Raw genomic sequence first — 14,737 nt, forward strand, 5'->3', positions numbered from 1 at the left:
CCGGTCTCCCTCAGGCTTGTCGGTCGTGTGATGCAGCCAGCCCCGGGAGGACCTCGCTGCCGAAGGCGTCGATGAAGGCCCGCTGCTCCTGGCCGACGTGGTGGAGGTAGATGTCGTCGAAGCCGAGTTCCGCGAGCTCGTGGATCCACTCACGGTGGCGGCCGAGGTCGGACGAGACCCGCACGGACTCCCGAACCTGTTCGACGGTGACCTTGTCGCTCACGAGGTCGAAGGCCTCCGCCGTCTCGGTGTCCCAGGACACCGGCGCCCCGAAGACGTTACTGCGCCACTGGTCGTGCGCGATGGACTCGGCTTCGTCCTCGCTGGATGCCCATGACAGGTGCAGCTGGAGGGCGAGGTCGCCGCGACCGCCGGCATCGCGGTAGGAGTCGATGACCCGGCGCAGGTCGTCGATGGGTTGGAGGACGGTGATGAGTCCATCGGCCCACGAGGCGACCCGCGCCGCGCTCTGCGTCGAGACCACGGGAGCGAGCAGCTTCGGTTGCTGCTCGGGGAGGTCCCACAGGCGGGCCCGGTCCACTGTCACGAGCCCGTCGTGGCTCACCACCTCGCCGGCGAGCAGTCGGCGGATGACGTCGACACATTCGTCGAGCCGTTGGTCGCGCACTTCCTTGCGTGGCCAGGTCTCGCCGGTGATGTGCTCGTTGCTCGCCTCTCCGCTGCCGAGTGCCACCCAGAAGCGACCCTCGAACATCTGGGACAGGGTCGCGATCTTCTGCGCCGCCACGGCCGGGTGGTAGCGCTGGCCGGGGGCGCTGACGCACCCCATCGTGAGGTTCGTCGTCGCGAGAGCGGCGCCCAACCAGGACCACGTGTATCCGCTGTGGCCCTGCCGGGCACTCCACGGAGAGAAGTGATCCGAGCACATGGCCATCGCGAAGCCAGCCTTCTCGGCGTGCTGGACGTCGTGAAGCAGCGCGGCAGGGCTGATCTGCTCGTGCGATGCGTGGAAGCCGATCCGAGTCATCCCTCCACCAGATCACACGGTGACCCTGGACGCCATGCCACTGAGGGATCAGGCGGGCCGAGTTGGCTGCGGGCTGCCACGCCGTCAGCATCAAGGCCAAGCACAGCAACCTGTCGCTGACCGCCCGGGCGGACGGCAAGGTCGATCAGGCGACCGACACGGGCGCCGCGATCCAGCGTTGGGCGGTTGCGGCCAACGGAGGACGAGGTGACTGCGCTGGCCCGGTTTCCTCTCGAACCGGGCCGGACGCAGTGGTGCATCGCCGAGTTGATGGCCATCGAGGGACAGTCGGACGGAGTTGCGTGGCCTGGTGATTTGGTGAGGTGGAGCCTGCACTCACCGAGAGGCAGTTGACCGCCTCCGGTCCCTGCATCCCTGAGATCGCTGAACAAAGGCGTTGCGCTCGGGAGACCTCCAGACTTAGCGTTGAGGCACACAGATGGGAGGTGGTCCACGAAGTGATTTCAGATTGGACGCGTGAGGTGACTGCGCGCTAGCGCACCTCGACTGCTCGAGGAGCGCCGCCCGGCGCAATTCACAGCAGTTCACCGCAGCCCGTGGGCCGTGCAGGTCGTCCCCTGCACCCGTCGCACCGAGTCACTCGGTCGACAGGCCTGCGGGCTGTTCCATGTCCGCCGAGATCATCACTCGAACGCCCCGGCATACGCGTTGAGCGCAGGCTGGCCGCCGAGGTGGGCGTACAGCACCGTGGAGTCCTTCGCGATCTGCCCGGAGGTGACCAGGTCGATGAGTCCGGCCATGGACTTCCCTTCGTAGACCGGATCGGTGATCATCCCCTCCAGGCTGCCCGCCAATCGGATGGCCTCGATGGTCGAGTCCACCGGCACGCCGTACTCGTCGCCGGCCCACCCCTCCAGAACGGTGATCTCCTCGTCGCGCAGGTCGCGGCCGAGGTCGATGAGTTCGGCGGTGTGGCGAGCGATCCTGGCGACCTGGGCGTGCGTCTTCTCGAGCGTCGCCGAGGCATCGATTCCGAGCACGCGTCGGGGTCGGCCGCCCGCGTCCTCCAGGGCGGCGAAGCCCGCGATCATGCCGGCGTGGGTCGAACCGGTGACGGTGCAGACGACGATGGTGTCGAACAAGACACCGAGCTGTTCCTCCTGTGCGGTCAGCTCGTAGGCCCAGTTCGCGAAGCCGAGACCTCCCAACCGGTGCTCCGAGGCGCCGGCCGGGATCGGGTAGGGCTTGCCGCCGCTGCGCTCGACGTCGTCGATGGCCTCCTGCCAGGACTCGCGGATGCCGATGTCGAAGCCTGAGGGATTGAGCCGGGTGTCGGCACCCATGATCCGGGACAGCAGGATGTTGCCGACCTTGTCGTTGCCCGGGTCCTCCCAGTCCACCCAGCGCTCCTGGACGAGCCGCACCTTGAGGCCGAGCTTGGCTCCGACTGCGGCGACCTGCCGTGTGTGGTTCGACTGGTAGCCACCGATCGACACCAGCGTGTCGGCACCCGAGGCGAGCACGTCCGGGACGATGTACTCGAGCTTGCGGGTCTTGTTGCCGCCGAACGCCAGGCCGGAGTTGCAGTCCTCACGCTTGGCCCACACCTGCGCACCACCGAGGTGGGCGCTCAGGCGGTCCAACCGGTGCACCGGGCTGGGGCCGAAGGTCAGGGGGTATCGCTCGAAGTCCGTGATCGACATGTGTTTCTCTTTCGTTCAGTGGTGTCGGGTCAGCCGGCCTGGCTGTCGGTGTCCTCGTCAACCAGGTCGACGAGCGGGAGCAAGGTCTGCCAGTTCTCACGCGCGGCGCGCCCCGCGGCGTCGGCGTCGCCCGCCTCGCACAGCGCGATGATCTGCTCGTGCAGGGCGATCGAGCCCCGACCGTCGAGGCGGGCAAAGCGAATCCGTTCGAGCCGCCGGAGCACGGGGGTGACCTGTTCCAGGACGGTGGCCGCAACCGGGTTGGCGCTCGCGGCGACTGCGACGGCGTGGAAGTCGTCGTCAGCGCCCAGGGCGGCTTCGGCGTTGCGAGCATCGAGGGCCTCGGTGAAGCGACGGTTGGCCTCACGCATGGCGCGGATGTCGGTCGCGGACAGGTTCGGGACCGCCTCACGCACCGCCAGCTCGTGGAGCGCGGCGGCCACGGCTTGCGAGGCCCGGGCCTCGCGCACGTCGAGCGGGCTGACGCGCGTGTAGCTCCCGGGCTTGGACTGGACCAGCCCGGCGCGCTCGAGCCGGCCGATGGCCTCGCGGATCGGCGTCCTGCTCACCCCGAGCCAGCGGCCGAGGTCGGCGTCGTTGAGGCGCTCACCCGGCGCGAAGGTGCCGTCGATGATCCCTGTCCGGAGCGCAAGGTAGGCGTCGTCGCGCAGGAGGGAGCGGGGCAGTACGCGTTCGGATGTAGGAATCGGCATGCAATATATTGCACATTGGCCATCTGATGGGTGTCAAGGGTTCGACCACGCAGTGGATGCTGGTGGCGGTGAGGCTTCAGCCGCCATCATCATCGACGCCACCACCGGCGAACTCCTGCCCCCAACTCACCCTTGACCCCACCCGCAAATACCAACCCCAAACACAAGAAACCCCGAACCCGTGAGGGTTCGGGGTCTTGCCGATGTCCTGAGACATCACATGGCGGTGGCGGTGGGATTTGAACCCACGGAGGGCTTTCACCCTCACACGCTTTCGAGGCGTGATCCTTCGGCCGCTCGGACACGCCACCGCAGAGCAGAATACGCAACGACTCGGCCGAGGCGAAATCGGGCAGCCGAGTCCACGTCCCCGCGGAGGTGAGCGGCCGGCATACACAAGCAGGGCTGCGGGCGACCGGAGGGAAACTGAAGGGTCCGGAGGGCGAATAGGCCTCCGGACCCTTCAGGAAGCCTCATGGGGAGCAAAAGTTGGGGTCAGGGGATGGCGGCGAGCAAGTCCTGCATCACGGTGATCTCGGACGTCTGGGCCAGCTTCATCGAGCGGGCCAACGTGACCACTTCGTCGCGATTCGAGCGCGAGAGAACGGCATCGGCCATCTCCACCCCGCCCTTGTGGTGGGCGATCATCAGGGTCAGGAAGATCTTGTCAGCGGCAGCACCGCGCGCAGCCGTGAGTTTGTCCAGGTCCGCCTCCGACGCCATGCCCGGCATCGGCACGGATTCACCTGATGCCGAGGTCGCGCCGTGGTGGTCCGATCCCATCCACGTCATCGGCGGCTGCGAGCCGGTGGGGGAGAGCCCCCACACCTGCAGCCAGCCCGACATCCGGCCGGCCTGACCCTGCTGGCTCGTCAGGATGTCTTCGGCCAGGGTTTGTAGGGCCGGGTCCTCGGTCCGCTCGACGATGAGCAACGACATCTGGACGGCCTGCCCGTGGTGGGTCTGCATGTCGCGGGAGAAGCCCGCCTCGGCCGAGCCGTCCAACGGGAACCCGCTCCGACCGAACAGCGCCCACCCGAGGACGAGTCCCACGAGGAGCGAGGCGACCGCGAGGAGAACCGACAGACCAACGACCTCGCCCCGCGAGCGAGGAGAGGTCGTCAGGTCCTGCGTTGGAGCGTCGGTCACGACGACGACGGTGAGGGTGTGGCGGACGGCGTTGCCGACGTGGACGGCGAGACGGAGGCCGAGGGCGAGGTGCTCGGCGTTGCACCGGCAGGAGTCTGCGGGGTGGCGTTCTCGTCGGTGCCATCCGTGCCACCGGTGCACAGCGCGTTGGGCTCCGGCGTCTGCGGACCCTGGCGGTACTCCTTGATGAATGCCTCGAGCCGGTTGTCATTCACACCGGTGAGGGCGAGCTGCTTGCCCCATGCCGAGATGACGACCGGTGACGTGAGGCCTTCGTAGGGGGACAGCACGGCATACGTGTCGGGCGTGAGGTCCTTGAGCTTGTCGACGTCGGCCGGGGCCAGGTCGGGCTGGTAGGTGATCCACACGGCGCCGTGCTCCATGGAGTGGACGGCGTTCTCCTTGGGCACCGGCGTGTCATAGACACCACAGTTGAGCCACACCGGGTTGTGCTCGCCACCCACGGGCGGGGACTCCTTGTAGGCCACCGGGTCCTGCGTGTGGGCGCCCGCGTCGTACTTGAAGGACTTCACGGCTGCCAGATCCGGCTTGTTGGCGTTGCCCTGGATGATCGCGAAGGTCACCGCACCGACGATGATCGCGACGGTCACCCCAGCAGCTCCCCAGATGGCGAGGAGCCGACGACGGTCTTTCTTCTCCTGCTCCTTGCGCATCTGCGCAACGCGGTCGGAGGCGTTGCGCGAGTTGGCGCGCGCCTTCTTGCTGCCACTGCCGGACGGGGCCACGAGACACTCCTGAAGATCGATCGATGTCGACAGATTGTGACTCATGCACCTGTATGCCGACTGCTCGCGTCCGTCTCAGGCCACCCAGTGCCGCGTTGCGGCCGCCCACGTCGCGCCCACGAGGAGTGCGGCCGACAGTGCCAGCACCACGGCATACGCGCGCCTGTATGCCGTGGTGTCACGCATCGTGGCGATGGCCAGGTAGACAGGGAACCAGGTGAGTGCGTAGCGGGGAGTGGACACCCAGAGGTTCGAGCAGAGAACGACGCCGACGGTGAGCGTGAGATAGGTCAATTCGGGCCAACGGCGCTGTCTCGCAAGGAGAATGCAGAGGGCGACCCCGAGCAGGACGGCCCCGATGTCGGCGGCCCTGCTGGCCGCGAGCCAGGCGTCGGGGCTGTCCAGCAGGGACTGCCAAGCCGCAGCCAAGCCCTCCCAGGGCCAGGCGCTGATGCGGTCCCAGCCGCGGTGCTCGGCCTCGCGCCAGGCATCCCAGGAACCCGTGCGGGCATGGAGATGGGTCATGTAGGCCGCGACGCTCACGGCAGGGAAGCCGAGCGCCAGGACGTCGAGGCGCGGTCGAGGGCGGCCGTCGCTGTTCCACTGCACGGCATACAGGACAGCGAGAGCGGCTGCGAGGAAGAGCCCGTTGACCCGGACTCCGGTGGCGAGGGCGGCGAGCAGGCCGGCGAGCCACCATTGTCGTCGGGTGGCGAGCAGCCACGCCCCGAGGGCGAGAGCGAGGAAGAGGGCTTCGGTGTAGACGGCGACGAAGAAGAAGCCGGTGGGTGCGAGGGTGAGCAGGGTGACGGCCCGTCGGGCCGCAGCCGAGCCACCGCGAGGGTCGTCGGCGACGAGCATCCACAGCAGCGCGGCCGCGACAGCACCCGCGACGAGGGTGATCAGGAGCCCGGCCGCCGTGACGTTGCCGCCCGTGATGGGAGCGACGGCGGCCATGAGCAGGGGATAGCCGGGGAAGAACGCCTGATCACAGCAATCGAGACCCGGTGGCAGATAGCCCAACGAGGCAATGCGCACGAAGTGGTAGCTGTCCCACACAGAGAAGCGGTCGAGCCACCAGATGCCGGTCGCCCATTCGTGGTCGACGGCGCCCTGCCCGGCCACGGCCGCCACGACGAGAACCGTTGCGGCCAGCAGGATCCGCGAGGCAAAGAAGGCTGCGGCGGCTCGGACCGGGCCGCTCGAGCGAAGGGTCGTCACTGCAGCGCGGAGCGCCAGAAAGGGCCGCGCGCCACGACGTCGGCATGAGCGGCGACCGCACGTGTGACGAACGGCGCGGTGTCGACATCCGGTGCGGTGGCGCCGACCAGTTCGAGGAGGTGGCGGGTCACCTGCACGTCGCGGAGGTCGCCCAACGCGTCCTGGAGCGCGCCGACGGAGTGCGCGAAGTCCTCGGCGGGAGAACCGGAAGCAGAAGCGCTCCCGGGCGACACGGCATACAGGCTGGAGAAGAACTGCGCGCCGTAGCGCAGCTTCTTGGCCTCGATGCGCACCTTGTGACGCTGCGACGATTTGGCGCGCTCGAGCTCTGCGCCGCGGGCACTGACCTGGCGGAAGCGGCGATCCAGGGCCTCGTTCGCGGCGTCAGTGATGGGCGGGTCAACCGGCACCTCGTCGTGGATCCGCCGAAGGAAAAGGTCGAGGTGGGTGCTGAGGTCCTGCCACCGATCGGAGCTCACGACCGCGAGGGCCTCGTCGTAGGCGCCCTCACGCAGGTCGAGGAGCTTGCGCAGCGGGCTGCCGGTGAGCCGTTCGCCATGATCGCGAACCGCCACATCGAGGTCGCGGGCGTGGCCGAGGGGGGCGGCGAGGTCTCGGGTCTCGGTGCTCACCCAGGCGAACTTCTCTCCGTCGCCGAGCGGCCTGCGGAGCAGGGACAGCACTGCGCGAAGGCGGCGGATCCCCACGCGCATGTCGTGCAGGGCCGACGCGTCGCGGGAGGTGAGCAGAGGGTCGACCTGATCGAGGACCTGCTGCCCGCAGGCTCGCACGATGACGTCGAGGGCCTGCGTCGTCGACAGTTCGCGGTCGAGCACGATCGGCGACAGAGCGGCTGGCACGATCAGCTCGCCGACGCGGAGGTCGACGGAGACGTGCTGGGCGAGGGGCACATCGGCTTGCCCGTGGGGGACGGTGCGGGGGCGAGCGCCTTGAAGGTGGTGCCCAGCACGAGGTCGACCGTCGCGGTCTTGCGCTGGTCCGCGACCTGGGTCGTGCCCTTGCCACCGAGCGCGACGACGAGCGGCGCGCGGGTCTTGCCGGCGGGCCCGAACCGAACCTCCGCGGCTCCGGCGACCTTGCGCTTCAACGGGTCGTTCGACACCTCGCCGATCATGAAGCCGCGGCGCTTGAGCTCGGTCGCCGTCCGACCCGCCAGGCCCGTCCTGGTCGTGGCGTTGTAGACGTTGACTGTCGTGTTGGCGGCGCTCGGGACCTTGGGGTCGAAGGGCCGGCACGAGGCCTGGCTGCTGCTGGGGGCCGCCGCTCTCGTCGAGCTGCGGTAGTAGGAGTAGGCGTACCAGAACGCAAAGAACAGCATGAGGATGACGATGAGGATGGTCGTCGTCGTGCGGCGGTGCTGCTGGCGGTGCCGCAGCTCTGAGGTGAGTTCGCGTTTGGGCATGGGGCCTACTCGATGACCAGGACGCGCGCGTGGAGCGTCGGTCGCTGGTGCAGCGCGGCACGCAGGGCGCGGTGCAGTCCGTCCTCGAGATAGAGCGTTCCTTCGAACTCGACGACATGGGCGAACAGGTCGCCATAGAAGGTCGAGTCCTCAGAGAGGAGCATGCCGAGGTCGAGCGTGCGTTTCGTCGTGACCAGGTCGTCGAGACGGACGAGACGTGGGGGCACGTTCGACCACTGACGCGTGCTGTACCCGTGCTCGGGGTACGGACGCGTGTCGCCGACGGCCTTGAAGATCACGCCCGCCACTGTATGGGGCGATGTCGGCCGACGCGCGTTGCCTCTCGGGTCGTGAGCGCACTGTGACCTGCGGAAGCTGTGCCGGTATGCCGCCCGCTCACCTGTGCGGCGGATCGCCGGTCAGGGTTTGCGGGTGCCGTCCCGGGCCCATTCCTCGGATACGGCTGACGCCCGCCGCGAAGACTCTGACAAAGTGCGCCTGGACCCAGGCCACAGCCGCTGACCTCGTGGAATCCTTGCGAGAGGCACCGTCGCACCACAGGAGGAGTCATCGTGACCACCGACCAGTCCACTGCTGCAACGGTTCCCGGAGCACTCATGGCTGCCGAGGTCGCAGAGCAGCCGGCAGTGTTCGACCGCATCCTCAGTGAGGGTCTCGGTGACGTGCAGACCGTCGCCGCTCGCATCCGTGAGACGGCACCGCGATTCGTCATGGTGGCCGCCCGCGGCACCAGCGACCACGCGGCGCTCTACTTCAAGTATCTCGTCGAGATCGTCCTCGGCCTCCCGTGCGGGCTGGCCTCTCCCTCGACGACGACGGCCTATGGCGCCGAACCCGACCTGCGCGACGTGCTGTGGGTTGCTGTGAGTCAGTCCGGTGGATCCCCGGATCTCCTCGAGTCCACCCGGGCAGCCGGTCGGGCCGGGGCGCTCACCCTCGCCGTGACCAACAAGCCCGAGTCGCCCTTGGCCGCTGCGGCCGAGTTGCACCTCGATGTCCGGGCCGGTGCGGAGCGAGCGGTGGCGGCGACAAAGACCTACACCGCAACGCTGCTCACCCTGTGGCTTCTCGTCGACGAGTGGAGTGCGCGCCGCAAGATCGACGGTGCGGCCCTCGTGGCCGCAGCGGAGGAAGCAGTCCACGTGGCCGGCGTGACCGAGGTCGCGGGTCACTATCGCTTCGTCGACAAGCTCGTCCTCACCGGGCGCGGCTACGCCTACCCGACGGCGCGTGAGGCGGCGCTCAAGCTCATGGAGACGTCCTACCTGGCGGCGCATGCGTTCTCGGGGGCAGACCTCCTCCACGGACCGCTCGCCATGGTCGACTCCGACCGCCCGGTGCTGGCCCTGGTGCCTCACGGAGTCGCAGGTCGGGCCATGAGGCCGGTGCTCGACCGGCTGCGCGATCGTGGGGCCGACCTCACCGTCGTCGGAGATGCCGAGTCGGCCGGTCAAAAGCCCGCGATCGTCCTGCCGCGGGTTGCCGAGGAACTCAGTCCGCTCATCGAGATCATCCCGATGCAACGGCTCGCACATGCCATGGCGCTCGCCCGCCACGAGAACCCGGACGCACCCCGCGGCCTGTCCAAGGTGACCCGCACGACCTGAAACCCCGACGGATTGCGCAATGAGTCGGGCAGGGGTGGGTCAGGAGGCGAGGGTCGCGAGGTGGCGCTCGACCTCGTCGGCGGACAGCACGTGTTGGATGACCATGGTCGCTGCGCCGATGACACCGGCGTGTTCTCCGGTGCGGGCCGTGACGATCTGGAGCTCGCCCGTCGCCAGTGGGAGTGAGCGTCCATAGACGACTTCGCGGATGCCCGCGAGCAGACCGTCGTTGGACTGTGCGAGGAGTCCTCCGATGGCGATGACCGACGGGTTGAGCAGGCTGACGATCGAGGCGAGGACGGCGCCGATCTCACGGCCGGCATGACGAAGCGCAGCGACCGCCTCCGGGTTGCCTGAGCGGGCGAGTTCGAGGAGCTCGCGGCTGTCCTTGACGTGGATGCCCTGCTCGCTGAGGCGGGCGACGATGGCCGGGCCACTGGCCACGGCTTCGAGGCAGCCTTCATTGCCACAGCGGCAGAGGATGCCCTCGCCGTGGGGTGCCGCGACGTGGCCGAGGTCTCCGGCGGAACCCTGCGCTCCCCGGTGCAGCTGACCACCGCTGATGATGCCGGCGCCGATGCCCGTGGCGACCTTGACGAAGACGAGGTGCTCGACCTTCGGATAGATCGTGGCGTGCTCGCCCAGGGCCATGATGTTGACGTCGTTGTCGACGAGGACTGCTCCGCCCAGCTTGGCGCCGACGTGCGACGGGACGTCGTAGCCGTCCCAGCCCGGCATGATCGGTGGGGAGGCCGGTCGACCTGTGGAGTGCTCGACGGGCCCGGGCAGGCCGAGACCTACGCCGACGAGCTGGCGCTTGGTGCGTCCGGCGGACCGCAGCAGCCCCTTGCCGATCTCGATGACGCCGTCCAGGACGACCGCTGGACCCTGACGGATGTCGAGCGCCTCGGAGGTCTCCGCGATGACGCGCCCACCCAGATCGGTGAGGGCGACGGTGACGTGAGTGGCGCCGACGTCGGCGCCGAGGACGAAGCCCGCCTCCGGGTTGAACGCGAGGCGGGTGGGTGGTCGTCCGCCGGTGGATCGTGACTCGCCGGCGGACGTGAGCAGGCCTGCAGCCAGGAGGGATTCGACTCGTGCCCCCACGGTCGAGCGGGCAAGTCCAGTGATCTCGATGAGCTCGGCGCGGGTGCGAGGCCTGCCATCGCGCATGAGCTGGAGGAGTGCCCCAGCGCCGGGGGGCCCGGTGACGGGCGCGGCGGACGCCCCCAAGGTGCCGGGTGCCTGGGTGCTGACGGTTCCACTCACGTTCCGTAGTGAAGCACAGCGACGGACTTCAGACACTCTCGGAGACGGAAGAGTTAGCAACGTTTCCATCTTTTGCTTGACGGACACGCAAAAGGGCAATAGCGTCCACGCCATGACCAGAGGCAATGACGCCTCACCTCTTTTGGTGATGGCCGGAATCTTCAAGCGATTCCCAGGCGTGACCGCGCTCGGTGGTGTGGATCTCGAGGTGCGCCCCGGCGAGGTGCACTGCCTTCTCGGGCAGAACGGGGCAGGCAAGTCGACCCTCATCAAGGTCCTCGCCGGTGCCCACCAACCCGACGAGGGCACGATCACCTGGAACGGCGAGGCTGTGACGCTCGCCCACCCACAGGCGTCGATGGACCGCGGGATCGCGACGATCTATCAGGAGCTGGACCTCGTCGAGGGCCTCACGGTCTCCGAGAACATCTTCCTCGGCCAGGAGCGGGCTCGCTTCGGCTTCTCCCAGCGGTCCGTGGCCCGCGCCGAGACGACCGCGCTGCTGCAGCGCCTGGGGCACCCCGAGATCTCACCCTCGACCGAGGTCGGCCAGCTGTCAGCAGCCGGCCAGCAGATCGTCAGCATGGCCCGCGCCCTGTCGCGTGACGCGCAGCTCATCGTCATGGACGAGCCGTCAGCGGTGCTCGACAGCGGCGAGGTCCAGCGTCTGTTCAGCGTCATTCGCGACCTCACCTCCCAGGGCGTCGCAGTCGTCTACATCTCGCACCGCCTCGAGGAGATCCGGGTCATCGGCGACCGGGTCACGGTCCTCAAGGACGGTCGGACCGTCGCCACCGGACTCCCGGCGAAGGAGACCCCGACGTCAGAGGTCATCAAGCTCATGACGGGCCGCTCGATCGAATATGTCTTCCCCAACCGCGGTGTCGTGCCTGAAGGAGAGCCGCTCCTCGAGGTCAGCGGCCTCGGTCGTGTCGGTGAGTTCTCGGACGTCAGCTTCGCCGTCCGTCACGGCGAGGTGCTGGGACTTGCCGGTCTCGTCGGCGCCGGGCGCTCCGAGATCATCGAGACCGTCTTCGGTGCTCGCCGGGCGGACACCGGGACGGTTGCGGTGGGTGGGCAGACCCTGCGGCGGGGGTCGGTGAGTGCGGCTGTGGACGCAGGGATCGGACTGTGCCCCGAGGAGCGCAAGAGCCAGGCACTGGTGCTCGGCGACAGCGTCGCCTCCAACATCAGCATGGCCACCCTCACCCGCTTCGCCCGGGCCGGCTGGCTCGACCATGCAGCCGAGCACCGCGCCGCGCAGGAGCTGGCGACCAGTCTCGAGCTGCGGCCGACCGGTGTCGCCCGTGAGGTCCGCACGTTGTCGGGCGGCAACCAGCAGAAGGTCGTGCTCGCCCGCTGGCTCCTTCGCGGCTGCCGCGTCCTGCTGCTCGATGAACCCACCCGAGGCGTCGACATCGGCGCCCGATCCGAGATCTATGCCCTTGTCCGTCAGCTCGCCGATGACGGCGTCGCCGTCATCGTGGTCTCGAGCGAGATCGAGGAGGTGCTCGGTCTCGCCGACCGGGTCCTCGTCATCGGGGACGGACAGGTACTGCACGAGGCGCCCTCCGCAGACCTCGACGAACACCGAGTGCTCGACATCATCCTGAAAGGAGACGCCGCATGAGCGTCGACAGCCCATCCACCACCCCCAGCCACTCCGGGGCCGAGGGCACCCAGGAGATGGTCAGTCCGGCAGCCCAGGAGCCCTCGACCAGCGCCCTGTCGCGTCTCTATGCCAGCCCGGCCACCCGAAGCCTGGGCTTGGTCATCGCGCTCGTGGTGCTCTTCGTCGTCGGTGCGGCAACCGGTGGTGAGCGGTTCGCCAGCTTCGACAACGTCCTCACGATCCTCCGGTTCGCCTCGGTGATCGGCGTCGTGAGCATCGGCATGACCTTCGTCATCTCCGCCGGAGGGATCGACCTGTCGGTCGGGGCCATCGTCGCCCTCTCGTCCGTGTGGGCCACCACCCTGGCCACCCAGACCATGGCCGAGGACACCCACTGGATCCTCATGGTCGGCGCTGCCCTGCTCGTGGGAGCGGCATGTGGGCTCATCAACGGACTGCTCATCGCCTACGGCAAGGTGGCCGCGTTCATCGCCACTCTGGCCATGCTCGCCGCAGCGCGCGGACTCGCTGAGATCATCGCCCAGCGACGCACCCAGATCATCCGCGACCGCGGCTTCATCGACTTCTTCGGTGGCAGCGTCCTCGGCATCCCGGTGCTCGTCGTCATCTTCGCGGTCGTTGCCGTCCTCGGCTGGATCCTGCTCAACCGCACCACCTTCGGTCGTCGCACACTGGCGATCGGGGGCAACCCGGAAGCAGCGCGACTGGCCGGGATCAAGGTCCAGCGCCAGACGGCATACCTGTATGTCCTGCTCGGTCTCGCCTGCGGTCTGGCGGCGGTCATGCTCATGGCTCGCACGACGACCGGCACCTCGACGCACGGGCAGCTGCTCGAGCTCGACGCGATCGCCGCCGTCGTCATCGGCGGAACCCTCCTCAGCGGTGGACGCGGAACGATCGTCGGCACCGTGCTCGGTGTCCTCATCTTCGCGACGCTCACCAACGTCTTCACGCTCAACAACCTCGACACGTCCACGCAGGCCGTGGCCAAGGGCGTGATCATCGTCGCCGCCGTGCTGCTGCAGCAGCGAGTGGCCTCTCGTCGGGCCAGTCCCTGATGCCGCGCTCCCTGCGCAGGTCCCCCCACCCACCTCACCTCTCACCCAACCCTTCGGCACGCACCCAGGAGAACCCGATGAACCGTCCTCGCCGCACCCTCAACCGCCCCCTTCGCACCGCCGCCGCCCTCGGCGTCGTCGCTCTCGTCGCCGCCGGGTGCACGAGCAACACCCCCGAGGCCGAGAACGACTCGGCCAGCAGCGCCGCACCCGCCGGTGACAACGCCAAGCCCGGCGACAAGGTCACCATCGGCTTCTCCGGACCCGCGGCCGACCACGGTTGGCTCGCTGCCATCAACAACTCCGCCCAGGCCGAGGCAAAGAAGTACACCGACGTCGAGTTCCGCGTCGCCGAGGGCACCAACGACGCCAGCCTGCAGATCTCCCAGATCGAGACCTTCATCAACGACAAGGTCGACGCGATCGTCCTCCTGCCGACCGACGGCGCCGCACTCACCGAGGTGGCGACGAAGGCCACCGAGGCCGGCATCATCGTCGTCAACGTCGACCGTGAGTTCTCCAGCCCCTTCGCTGCTCGCACCACCGTGCTCGGTGACAACTACGGCATGGGTGTCAGTGCCGGAACTCGCGCCTGCAAGGTCATCAGCGACAAGAAGATCACCAACCCCGTCATCGCCGAGATCGCCGGCATCGATGCCCTCCCGCTGACCCAGGACCGGAGCAAGGGCTTCGCCGACGCGTTGAAGGCGTGCAGCCAGACCGTCGACAACCGGGTCGCCGCCGAGTTCACGGTGGCGTCCGGTGAGAGCGTCGCATCGAACCTGCTCCAGGCCGCCCCCAAGATCGACATCATCTGGAACCACGACGACGACCAGGGTGTCGGCGTCATGGCCGCCTTCGACAACGCCAACCGCAAGGAGTTCGCCTTCATCGGTGGCGCCGGATCCGCGAACGCCATGCGCTGGATCAAGGAGGGCAAGATGGACTCCACGGTCATCTACCCGCCGACCCAGGCTGCCGACGGCGTCCGCCTCGCGCGCCTGCTCGCCCAGGACAAGGGCATGGCCGACCTCGTCCAGGTCGCGGTCCCGCGCCGGATCGTCCTCGATGCGCCCGTCGTCACCAAGGACAACGTCGACAAGTACCTTCCGCTCGGCTTCGAGAGCTGACCCTCCGGGACCCTCGTGGTGCTCGCCGACCGGGTGACCGGCCGGCGAGCACCACCACCCACCCACCACCCGGGCCGGTTCGGCTCACGGAAGGTGCCTCATGGCCATTGACACC

The 14,737-nt window shown here is 68.4% G+C and carries 14 protein-coding genes and 1 tRNA gene; 4 read left to right on the forward strand and 11 right to left on the reverse strand.

What is annotated here, in order from left to right:
• Window positions 1-10: 10 nt before the first annotated feature.
• From V6K52_RS02600 to V6K52_RS02645, 10 genes are all read right to left on the reverse strand, one after another.
• Window positions 11-988 carry a TIGR03885 family FMN-dependent LLM class oxidoreductase gene (locus tag V6K52_RS02600; RefSeq protein ID WP_353952351.1) on the reverse strand — a complete coding sequence of 326 codons (978 nt, stop codon included), beginning with the start codon at window positions 986-988 and terminating at the stop codon, window positions 11-13.
• A gap of 644 nt (window positions 989-1,632) precedes the next feature.
• Window positions 1,633-2,652: a 1-aminocyclopropane-1-carboxylate deaminase gene (locus tag V6K52_RS02605; RefSeq protein ID WP_353952352.1), complete on the reverse strand. Its 1,020-nt coding sequence runs from the start codon at window positions 2,650-2,652 to the stop codon at window positions 1,633-1,635.
• A gap of 29 nt (window positions 2,653-2,681) precedes the next feature.
• Complete coding sequence (locus V6K52_RS02610) at window positions 2,682-3,365, reverse strand: GntR family transcriptional regulator (protein ID WP_353952353.1); 684 nt, start codon at window positions 3,363-3,365, stop codon at window positions 2,682-2,684.
• A 221-nt stretch (window positions 3,366-3,586) separates the two neighbouring features.
• Window positions 3,587-3,676, reverse strand: a tRNA-Ser gene (locus V6K52_RS02615).
• A 184-nt stretch (window positions 3,677-3,860) separates the two neighbouring features.
• Window positions 3,861-4,514 (reverse strand): DUF305 domain-containing protein, encoded by a 654-nt coding sequence (locus V6K52_RS02620; protein ID WP_353952354.1) that lies wholly within the window; start codon window positions 4,512-4,514, stop codon window positions 3,861-3,863.
• On the reverse strand, window positions 4,511-5,260 hold the full coding sequence (locus V6K52_RS02625; protein ID WP_353952355.1) for a DUF3105 domain-containing protein: 750 nt from the start codon (window positions 5,258-5,260) through the stop codon (window positions 4,511-4,513). The genes V6K52_RS02620 and V6K52_RS02625 overlap by 4 nt, the downstream gene beginning before the upstream one ends.
• Before the next feature lie 75 nt (window positions 5,261-5,335).
• Window positions 5,336-6,481, reverse strand: a complete 1,146-nt coding sequence (locus V6K52_RS02630; RefSeq protein WP_353952356.1) for a mannosyltransferase family protein — start codon at window positions 6,479-6,481, stop codon at window positions 5,336-5,338.
• Window positions 6,478-7,392, reverse strand: coding sequence for a CHAD domain-containing protein (locus V6K52_RS02635; protein ID WP_353952357.1), 915 nt, complete (start codon window positions 7,390-7,392; stop codon window positions 6,478-6,480). The genes V6K52_RS02630 and V6K52_RS02635 overlap by 4 nt, the downstream gene beginning before the upstream one ends.
• Window positions 7,344-7,904, reverse strand: a complete 561-nt coding sequence (locus V6K52_RS02640) for a LytR C-terminal domain-containing protein (protein ID WP_353952358.1) — start codon at window positions 7,902-7,904, stop codon at window positions 7,344-7,346. Before V6K52_RS02640 ends, V6K52_RS02635 begins: the two co-directional genes overlap by 49 nt.
• 5 nt (window positions 7,905-7,909) lie before the next feature.
• Window positions 7,910-8,203 carry a type II toxin-antitoxin system VapB family antitoxin gene (locus tag V6K52_RS02645; protein WP_009776380.1) on the reverse strand — a complete coding sequence of 98 codons (294 nt, stop codon included), beginning with the start codon at window positions 8,201-8,203 and terminating at the stop codon, window positions 7,910-7,912.
• 273 nt (window positions 8,204-8,476) lie between these two features.
• Here V6K52_RS02645 and V6K52_RS02650 point away from each other — a divergent pair, with 273 nt between their 5' ends.
• Window positions 8,477-9,532, forward strand: coding sequence for an SIS domain-containing protein (locus tag V6K52_RS02650; RefSeq protein WP_353952359.1), 1,056 nt, complete (start codon window positions 8,477-8,479; stop codon window positions 9,530-9,532).
• Window positions 9,533-9,571: 39 nt separating this feature from the next.
• On the opposite strand, the gene V6K52_RS02655 is transcribed toward V6K52_RS02650, so the two are convergent.
• A complete protein-coding gene (locus tag V6K52_RS02655; RefSeq protein ID WP_353952360.1) occupies window positions 9,572-10,801 on the reverse strand; it encodes an ROK family transcriptional regulator in 1,230 nt (409 codons plus the stop codon).
• A gap of 148 nt (window positions 10,802-10,949) precedes the next feature.
• On the opposite strand from V6K52_RS02655, the gene V6K52_RS02660 reads away from it, so the two are divergent.
• From V6K52_RS02660 to V6K52_RS02670, 3 genes are all read left to right on the forward strand, one after another.
• On the forward strand, window positions 10,950-12,431 hold the full coding sequence (locus V6K52_RS02660; RefSeq protein ID WP_353953844.1) for a sugar ABC transporter ATP-binding protein: 1,482 nt from the start codon (window positions 10,950-10,952) through the stop codon (window positions 12,429-12,431).
• Window positions 12,428-13,492, forward strand: a complete 1,065-nt coding sequence (locus V6K52_RS02665) for an ABC transporter permease (RefSeq protein WP_353952361.1) — start codon at window positions 12,428-12,430, stop codon at window positions 13,490-13,492. Before V6K52_RS02660 ends, V6K52_RS02665 begins: the two co-directional genes overlap by 4 nt.
• Window positions 13,493-13,569: 77 nt before the next feature.
• Window positions 13,570-14,622 carry a substrate-binding domain-containing protein gene (locus tag V6K52_RS02670; protein WP_353952362.1) on the forward strand — a complete coding sequence of 351 codons (1,053 nt, stop codon included), beginning with the start codon at window positions 13,570-13,572 and terminating at the stop codon, window positions 14,620-14,622.
• Window positions 14,623-14,737 lie beyond the last annotated feature (115 nt).

The organism is Knoellia sp. S7-12 (assembly GCF_040518285.1).
In the GTDB taxonomy this organism is placed as follows: domain Bacteria; phylum Actinomycetota; class Actinomycetes; order Actinomycetales; family Dermatophilaceae; genus Knoellia.

Bases quoted from the DNA above. Each gene is read 5' to 3' on its own strand.
- V6K52_RS02600 (WP_353952351.1), bottom strand. From the start codon at position 988: ATGACTCGGATCGGCTTCCACGCATCGCACGAGCAGATCAGCCCTGCC.
- V6K52_RS02605 (WP_353952352.1), bottom strand. From the start codon at position 2,652: ATGTCGATCACGGACTTCGAGCGATACCCCCTGACCTTCGGCCCCAGC.
- V6K52_RS02610 (WP_353952353.1), bottom strand. From the start codon at position 3,365: ATGCCGATTCCTACATCCGAACGCGTACTGCCCCGCTCCCTCCTGCGC.
- V6K52_RS02640 (WP_353952358.1), bottom strand. From the start codon at position 7,904: ATGCCCAAACGCGAACTCACCTCAGAGCTGCGGCACCGCCAGCAGCAC.
- V6K52_RS02660 (WP_353953844.1), top strand. From the start codon at position 10,950: ATGGCCGGAATCTTCAAGCGATTCCCAGGCGTGACCGCGCTCGGTGGT.
- V6K52_RS02665 (WP_353952361.1), top strand. From the start codon at position 12,428: ATGAGCGTCGACAGCCCATCCACCACCCCCAGCCACTCCGGGGCCGAG.
- V6K52_RS02670 (WP_353952362.1), top strand. From the start codon at position 13,570: ATGAACCGTCCTCGCCGCACCCTCAACCGCCCCCTTCGCACCGCCGCC.